Source organism: Aliarcobacter sp. (assembly GCF_041672065.1).
GTDB classification, from domain to species: domain Bacteria; phylum Campylobacterota; class Campylobacteria; order Campylobacterales; family Arcobacteraceae; genus Aliarcobacter; species Aliarcobacter skirrowii.
The window spans coordinates 1-6,554 of the sequence record NZ_JBAZAH010000075.1; the positions used below are offsets into that span (position 1 = coordinate 1).

At 27.4% G+C, this 6,554-nt stretch carries 10 protein-coding genes; 3 read left to right on the forward strand and 7 right to left on the reverse strand.

Features of this window, described 5'->3' with window-relative positions; all coding sequences use genetic code 11:
* The coding region (gene yaaA / locus WC168_RS08980) for a peroxide stress protein YaaA (RefSeq protein ID WP_372618773.1) at positions 1–366 on the forward strand (366 nt) is incomplete at its 5' end.
* 11 nt (positions 367–377) lie between these two features.
* A complete protein-coding gene (locus tag WC168_RS08985; RefSeq protein ID WP_372618775.1) occupies positions 378–1,346 on the forward strand; it encodes a zinc transporter ZntB in 969 nt (322 codons plus the stop codon).
* A gap of 7 nt (positions 1,347–1,353) precedes the next feature.
* Here the strand turns inward: WC168_RS08985 and WC168_RS08990 are convergent, their stop codons facing one another.
* The 5 genes from WC168_RS08990 to secG are packed head-to-tail and all read right to left on the reverse strand — an operon-like array spanning position 1,354 to position 4,437.
* Positions 1,354–2,442 carry an MFS transporter gene (locus tag WC168_RS08990; RefSeq protein ID WP_066355677.1) on the reverse strand — a complete coding sequence of 363 codons (1,089 nt, stop codon included), beginning with the start codon at positions 2,440–2,442 and terminating at the stop codon, positions 1,354–1,356.
* Positions 2,429–2,917, reverse strand: coding sequence for an RDD family protein (locus WC168_RS08995; RefSeq protein ID WP_372618777.1), 489 nt, complete (start codon positions 2,915–2,917; stop codon positions 2,429–2,431). The genes WC168_RS08990 and WC168_RS08995 overlap by 14 nt, the downstream gene beginning before the upstream one ends.
* Positions 2,917–3,525, reverse strand: a complete 609-nt coding sequence (gene pyrE / locus WC168_RS09000; RefSeq protein ID WP_372618779.1) for an orotate phosphoribosyltransferase — start codon at positions 3,523–3,525, stop codon at positions 2,917–2,919. The genes WC168_RS08995 and pyrE overlap by 1 nt, the downstream gene beginning before the upstream one ends.
* Before the next feature lie 2 nt (positions 3,526–3,527).
* Entirely contained in the window at positions 3,528–4,085 is a 558-nt protein-coding gene (frr, locus tag WC168_RS09005; RefSeq protein ID WP_066355680.1) for a ribosome recycling factor, read from the reverse strand.
* Between the two features lie 19 nt (positions 4,086–4,104).
* Positions 4,105–4,437 carry a preprotein translocase subunit SecG gene (gene secG / locus WC168_RS09010; protein ID WP_066159922.1) on the reverse strand — a complete coding sequence of 111 codons (333 nt, stop codon included), beginning with the start codon at positions 4,435–4,437 and terminating at the stop codon, positions 4,105–4,107.
* A 95-nt stretch (positions 4,438–4,532) separates the two neighbouring features.
* Here secG and WC168_RS09015 point away from each other — a divergent pair, with 95 nt between their 5' ends.
* Positions 4,533–5,225, forward strand: coding sequence for a methyltransferase (locus WC168_RS09015; protein WP_372618781.1), 693 nt, complete (start codon positions 4,533–4,535; stop codon positions 5,223–5,225).
* Here the strand turns inward: WC168_RS09015 and WC168_RS09020 are convergent.
* Both WC168_RS09020 and WC168_RS09025 read right to left on the reverse strand, forming a co-directional pair.
* Positions 5,177–5,581 (reverse strand): thiamine-phosphate pyrophosphorylase, encoded by a 405-nt coding sequence (locus WC168_RS09020; protein ID WP_372618783.1) that lies wholly within the window; start codon positions 5,579–5,581, stop codon positions 5,177–5,179. The two genes, WC168_RS09015 and WC168_RS09020, sit on opposite strands and share 49 nt — an antisense overlap.
* Before the next feature lie 39 nt (positions 5,582–5,620).
* Positions 5,621–6,319: a Bax inhibitor-1/YccA family protein gene (locus tag WC168_RS09025; protein WP_066159914.1), complete on the reverse strand. Its 699-nt coding sequence runs from the start codon at positions 6,317–6,319 to the stop codon at positions 5,621–5,623.
* Positions 6,320–6,554 lie beyond the last annotated feature (235 nt).

A 6,554-nucleotide genomic window follows, 5' to 3' on the forward strand; every position in this document is an offset into this window, starting at 1 on the left:
ATTCCTGATTATAAATTAAAGCAAGGTGAGAGTTTTAATAACTTAAAAATAGAGAAGTTTTATAGTGATAACTTTAGTAAAGCTATTGATGATTATTTAAAAGATGAGGATATCTTAGATTTAAGAGCTGGATTTTATGAGAAGTTTTACACTATAAAAAAACCATATAAAACTTTAAAATTTATAAAAGATGGTAAGGTTGTAAGCCATTTTGCAAAGGCTTATAGAGGAGAGATTTTAAAAATTATTGCTCAAAATAGTGTTAAAACATTTGAAGATTTTATGAATTTAGAGCTAAAAAATTTAAAACTAGAAGAGATAAAAGAGCAAAAACTAAAAACAGAGATAGTTTATTCTATTAATTAAAAGGAAAAATAGTGAAAAAAGTTCCATTTTTAGGATTTTTAATCAATAAAAAAGGCTCTGCTAAAAAGTTAAAATATGAAGAGCTAAATAGCATTGATAAAACAGAAGATAATATCTTATGGGTTCATTTTGACTATTCGCAAAAAGAAGCAAAAAATTGGATACAAACTCAATTTAAAGATTCTATTATCTCTGATGCACTTTTAGTTGGTGAAACAAGACCAAGAACCACTATTTTAGGTGATTCTTTGCTTATTGCATTAAAAGGTGTAAATTTAGAACCAAACTCAAAACCTGAAAATATGATCTCTATTAGATTATATATATCAAAGAATATGATTATTAGCACAAGTAGAAGAACTTTGATGTCTATTGAAGAGATAGTTGAAGATTTAGAAAAAGGTATAGGAATAAAAAGTAGTTCAGAGTTTTTAGTTGAATTAACTAATCGTATGATTGATAGAATAGATGATGTTATTGATGAAATTCAAGATAGAACAGATTATCTAGAAGAGAATATTATGGATATGAAAAAGCAAGATTTTAGAACTAAAATTTTAAATGTTAGAAGAGAGACTATTATTTTAAAAAGATATTTAACTCCACAAAAAGATGCTTTGATTAAATTTACTAGCGAAAAAATCTCTTGGATAGATGAGTATAGAAAAATAGAGATACGAGAGACAAATGATCAATTAATGAGACACATAGAAGAGCTTGATACTATTAGGGATAAAGTTATTTTAATACAAGAGGAGTTGACAAATAGATTAAGTGAAGATTTGAATAAAAAAATGTATATTTTATCAATTATCTCTGCAATATTCTTGCCACTTACTTTTTTAACAGGTCTTTTAGGAATAAATGTTGGTGGAATACCAGGTGCAAATAACGAAAATGCATTTTATATTTTTACTAGCATTTTAATTTTAGTAATCTTTTCTCAATATATGATTTTTAGAAAAAAAAGATGGATTTAGTTTATGGTTAAATTTTCTGTTTTTTTATAAAAAATAGTGATATAAAAGATAGTATTGCAAAAATAAAACTATATAAAAATAAAAACTCTCCATAAACAGCACCTGAAACAAAAGCTCCAATAAATCCACCTAATCCATAACCAATACCAAACATAAATTGCTGAGCTAATTTTTTATTATCATAAAGTGAATATAGGTAAATAACAGCAGCACTATGAAATAGAGCAAAAGAAAATGCATGAATAGCTTGTGTAAAAAATACAATTTCAAGTGAATGAGGATATAAATATAGAAGTAACCATCTAAAAGCTGTAACTGCTACACAAAATTTAATTATAGTTAATAAATTATTTTTCAAAATTGGTGCTTGATAATATAACATTAAAATCTCACATACAACACCAAATGCCCAAAGATAAGATATTGTCTCTAAAGATAAACCATGTTCAAGTTCATAAATTGTAAAGAAGTTATAAAATCCACCAAAACTAACTTGCATAAAAAATATACTTGCCCAAAATGCCCAATGTTTTAAAAAAGAGAATACTTCATCTCCAGTATTACTAAGCTTTGCTTCTAAATCATTTTTCAGTAAAAGAAGAGCAAATATTACAGTAATTACAACAACGGCTAAATAGTAGTGTAATGCAATAAATGGAGATGTTAGAAATTTTGCTAAAACAAGTGCAATAATCATAAAACCAATTGAGCCATAAAGTCTTGCTTTTCCATATCTATCTTTTCCTAAAACTGTAATTGTAGTAACTTCAAGATATGGCAAAATTAAAGATAAACAAGCTGCTAAAAAAGCATTATTTAACATAAAAATATAGAAGTGTTCAATTGTTATATAAAATAGGGCAACAGCCAAAACAGTTAAAAAAAGAGCCTTTTTAAACATAGATTTATTTAAATTTATATGTTTTAAAAATAAAAAGGGCATAGCAAATTTCATTAAAGGAGCAACTGCTAGAATTAGACCAATATCAAAAGTGCTATATCCAATATCGCTTAGAACTTTTGGTAAAAATATTACATATATTCCAACAGCAGCAAAATAGAAAAAATAAAATGCTGATATATTAAAAAATAGCATCTTTTTCGTTTACAATATCTGTTTTTGAAAGAATATCTTGGATTGTTTTTCTATCTTTATTAAAATAGGCAAAAAACAAAGGAGCAAATAAAATTATAGAAAATAGTGTAACAAAATATCTAATAAGCACTTGCAAAATAGTTACTCTAGATTTTGTTTCTCTATCTACAAGCTTTAAATCATAAGCTTTTAGACCTGGAGTTTGACCACTTTTTAGCCAAAAAATAGCAATAATAAATAAAACTGTAAATAAAATAATAGCCCAACCAGCTAATCTATTTTGAGAAAACTCTACTCCTCCACCCATTATTAAATAGATAACGATATATAAAATTGGAGTTGTGATTAAAAAAAAGTCAGTTAAAAAAGCTTTAAATCGTGTAAAAAGAGGAATAAAATTAGAAGATGATTGTAAAACAGTTTTAGCTTTAATATTTTTTGCTCTATTTTGTTTTACATCTCTCCATTTTGCCATTAGTTTCCTCTACTACCTGGTTTTATAGCAACACTTCCATCTTTGCATAAAGGGCAGTTTTCAGGGCTATACATCTCAAATGCAAAATCTGCAAGTGCAAAAAGTGGTTTGTCAAGTGGTAGTTTGCAATTATCTTTTCTTTCTATGCTGCTTCCTACTCTTTGACAAAAACCTCTATTTGCTAGTGCTGCATAAGCTACAACTTCACCACCACCTTTTACAATCTCACGTGCAGCTTCTAGTGCACTTCCTCCAGTTGTAATAATATCTTCACAAACTAGATATCTTTCACCTTTTTTTACTTTAAAACCTCTTCTAATAGTCATTTCACCATCAGATCGTTCTGCAAAAATAAATCTTACATCTAAAGCAGTTGCAAGTGCAAATCCAGCAATTAATCCACCAAGCGCAGGAGCACAAACTGCATCAATTTTAATTCCAGACTTTTTAATCTCAAGAGCTAATGCTTCAGCAAGAAGTTTCGCAGTTTTTGGATCTTCAAGTACTTTTGCACTTTGTAGATAAAATTGCGAGTGATTTCCACTACTTAATTTAAAATGCCCTTCTAATAAAGCATTTGCATCTTTGTATATTTGTTCTATATTCATAATTAAACCGTTAAAATCTCTTTCTCTTTTGTTTTTAAAGTTTCATCAGCCTTTGCTACAAAACCATCAGTTATTTTTTGAATCTCATCTTGAGCTTTTTTACTATCATCTTCAGTAATCTCTTTATCTTTTAGAAGATTTTTTACTTTTGTATTTGAGTTTTGTCTAATATTTCTAATAGCAACTTTTGCATTATCAGTCATGATTTTAGCTTGTTTTGCTGTCTCTTGTCTTTGCTCAACTGTCATTGGTGGAAAAAATAGTTTAATTACTTCACCATTGTTATTTGGATTTACTCCAATATTTGCAGTTTGTATAGCTTTTTCAATAGCTCCTAAAAGATTTTTCTCCCAAGGGCTAATTGTAATTGTTGTTGCATCTGTTGCTAATACAGAACCAACTTGACTTAAATCAGTCATTGTTCCATAATAATCAACTTTTATATTATCTAAGATATTTACACTTACTTTACCTGTTCGTAAAGTTTTGTAATCTCTTTTTAAAGCCTCAATAGATTTCTCCATTTGCTCTTTTGTTTGTGAATAAATTTCATTCAACATATAAAACTCCTTTAAATTTTTACTTAGTTTGTGGTGCAGCTGGTGCTGTGTTCTCTTTTGTTTCAGTAATTGGACTTGAAGGAATTAGCGATTCAATTTTTACGCTATCAATTGCACTTTTATTTCTCTCTTGATTATATAAATAACCTAAAATTAATGTATTGATTACAAATACAATACCTAAAGCCATAGTTGCTTTTGATAAGAAGTTAGCAGGACCTTTTGCCCCAAACACAGAGTCATTGCTTCCGCTATATGCTCCTAAACCAATACTTGAGCTCTTTTGAAGTAGAACTACAATTACAATTAGCACCGCTAAAACAATTTGAACTATTAAAAGTGTAGATGTCATTATCTATATTCCTTTTTTAAAAATGGTGTTTATTTTATCCAAAACTAAATTTAAAATAGATAAAATGTATATTAAATTTTTTTTTAAAGAGAACAATGCAAAAAAAAAATCAATTCTCAAAATATGCAAAAGAGTATCAATCATATAATATAATCCAACAAATTTGTGCAAAATCTTTGATTCGTGAGCTAAAATCAAAACCTAAAAATATTTTAGAGTTAGGTTGCGGTAGTGGTCAGGTTTTTTCAAATATCAGTTGGGATTTTGATAGATACTTAGCTATTGATGGTTCAAAACAGATGTGTAATCTTCATCCTAAGGCAAAGAATCTAGAGTTGAAAAGTTTAAATTTTGATTCTCAAGAGTTTATAGACTACACAAAAAATCAAAACTTTGATATTGTATTATCTTCATCAGCTCTTCAATGGTCTGTAAATTTAGAAAAATTAGTAGAACATCTATCTAAAATTACAAAAGAGATAAATGCAGTTTTATTTACCTCAAATACATTTAAAACAATTCAAAATATAAGCAAAAATAGATCACCAATTCTTGATGAAAATAGTATAAAAAAAGCTTTTAACAAATATTTTATTTGTGAATTTGAGACTATAAATTATAAATTAGAGTTTGATAACAAAAAAGAGCTTTTTGATTATATTAAAAAATCAGGTGTAAGTGGTAGTAGCGAACTATCTTATGAAAGTGCAAAAAGATTGTATAAAGAGTATAACTTAAACTATTTAGAGTTTGAAGTTATTTTTGTTAAAACGCTCTCTAAAATATAGAGTTCATATCTTATATATTTAAAGTTTTCACTATCTTTAATAGATGAAAGTTTTGTAAGCTCTTCTAAAACTCTTGAACTCTCTTGAGCTCTTTTGAAGTTTGCAATTAAAATTGAGTTTAAATCTTCTCTATTTTGTTCACTTTTAATAGACTCTCTTAAAACATCATTTTGAACATCTCTTGAGTCTAAAATTTCATAAAAGTTCTCAACTCTTGCAAGATGCCTTAACTTTTTTAGTTTAGTAGATAATTCCTTATCATTATATACATATCTAAAAATATCCTCAACAACTCGAATTCCTTCTCTAAGTCTATTAAGGTTTGCGTCGATTATTCGTAAAAAATTGTTATTCATAATATATATAGTATATTGGGGCAAAATTACCCCAATAAATTACTCATTATTTTTCATAATACCAAGTATTTGAAGAAGCGATATAAATAGATTAAAGAAATCTAAGTATAAAGATAAAGCTGCTTCAACTGGAGAGTCATAATTTCCTTTGATTATATTTTGTGTATCATACAAAATAAATGCAGAGAAAAGTAAAGCACCAGCACTTGCAATTACAAGTTGCATCATTGAAGATTGAATAAAGATATTAGAAATACCAGCAACAATCATAATGATTAGAGCGATAAATAAAAATTTACCCATAAAACCATAATCTTTTTTAGTTGTCATAGCAAACATTGAAATTCCACCAAAAGCAATTGATGTCATTAAAAATGCTTGACCAACAATTGAAGCACCACCTGGCATTGCAAAAATTGCAGTTAAAAGAGGAGCAATTGTAAGACCTGTAATAAATGTAAATACAAATAATACAGCTAAATTTACACCAGGAGTATGTTTAACTCTAGGAATTACAAAAAATATAAGTGCCAACTCAATAGCAAACAAAACCCACATCATAGGACCAGCTATATAGTTAACAATTCCTAATCCAATATAAGCTCCAGCAGTTGCTGCTAAAAGTGAACCTGCAAAAAGTTGATAAGTAGCTTTTAAAAAGCTCATTATATATGCTTGTTTTGATGATTCATTTGAGTAACTATTTGTCTGATCTGTCAAATAATCTCTATTGTACATAAATCCCTTCCTTATAATCTTAAGATTTTTTATTTAATACATATAACAATAAATTGCTATATTATGGGGATTATAGTATAAAAAAATTGTAAATAAAAGATTAATATAAAAGAATTCCAAAATTTAAGCCAAAGTTAAGCGCAAACCTCTTGACAAAGTAAGATTTTCCTATTATAATTCCCGTCCAATTTGACCAGTACGGTTTAAAATTAAGATCTTTAAAAGTATGATTAGA

Coding starts and splice junctions, on each gene's coding strand:
- WC168_RS08990 (WP_066355677.1), bottom strand. CDS start 2,442: ATGCTATTTTTTAATATATCAGCATTTTATTTTTTCTATTTTGCTGCT.
- WC168_RS08995 (WP_372618777.1), bottom strand. CDS start 2,917: ATGGCAAAATGGAGAGATGTAAAACAAAATAGAGCAAAAAATATTAAA.
- pyrE (WP_372618779.1), bottom strand. CDS start 3,525: ATGAATATAGAACAAATATACAAAGATGCAAATGCTTTATTAGAAGGG.
- frr (WP_066355680.1), bottom strand. CDS start 4,085: ATGTTGAATGAAATTTATTCACAAACAAAAGAGCAAATGGAGAAATCT.
- secG (WP_066159922.1), bottom strand. CDS start 4,437: ATGACATCTACACTTTTAATAGTTCAAATTGTTTTAGCGGTGCTAATT.
- WC168_RS09015 (WP_372618781.1), top strand. CDS start 4,533: ATGCAAAAAAAAAATCAATTCTCAAAATATGCAAAAGAGTATCAATCA.
- WC168_RS09020 (WP_372618783.1), bottom strand. CDS start 5,581: ATGAATAACAATTTTTTACGAATAATCGACGCAAACCTTAATAGACTT.
- WC168_RS09025 (WP_066159914.1), bottom strand. CDS start 6,319: ATGTACAATAGAGATTATTTGACAGATCAGACAAATAGTTACTCAAAT.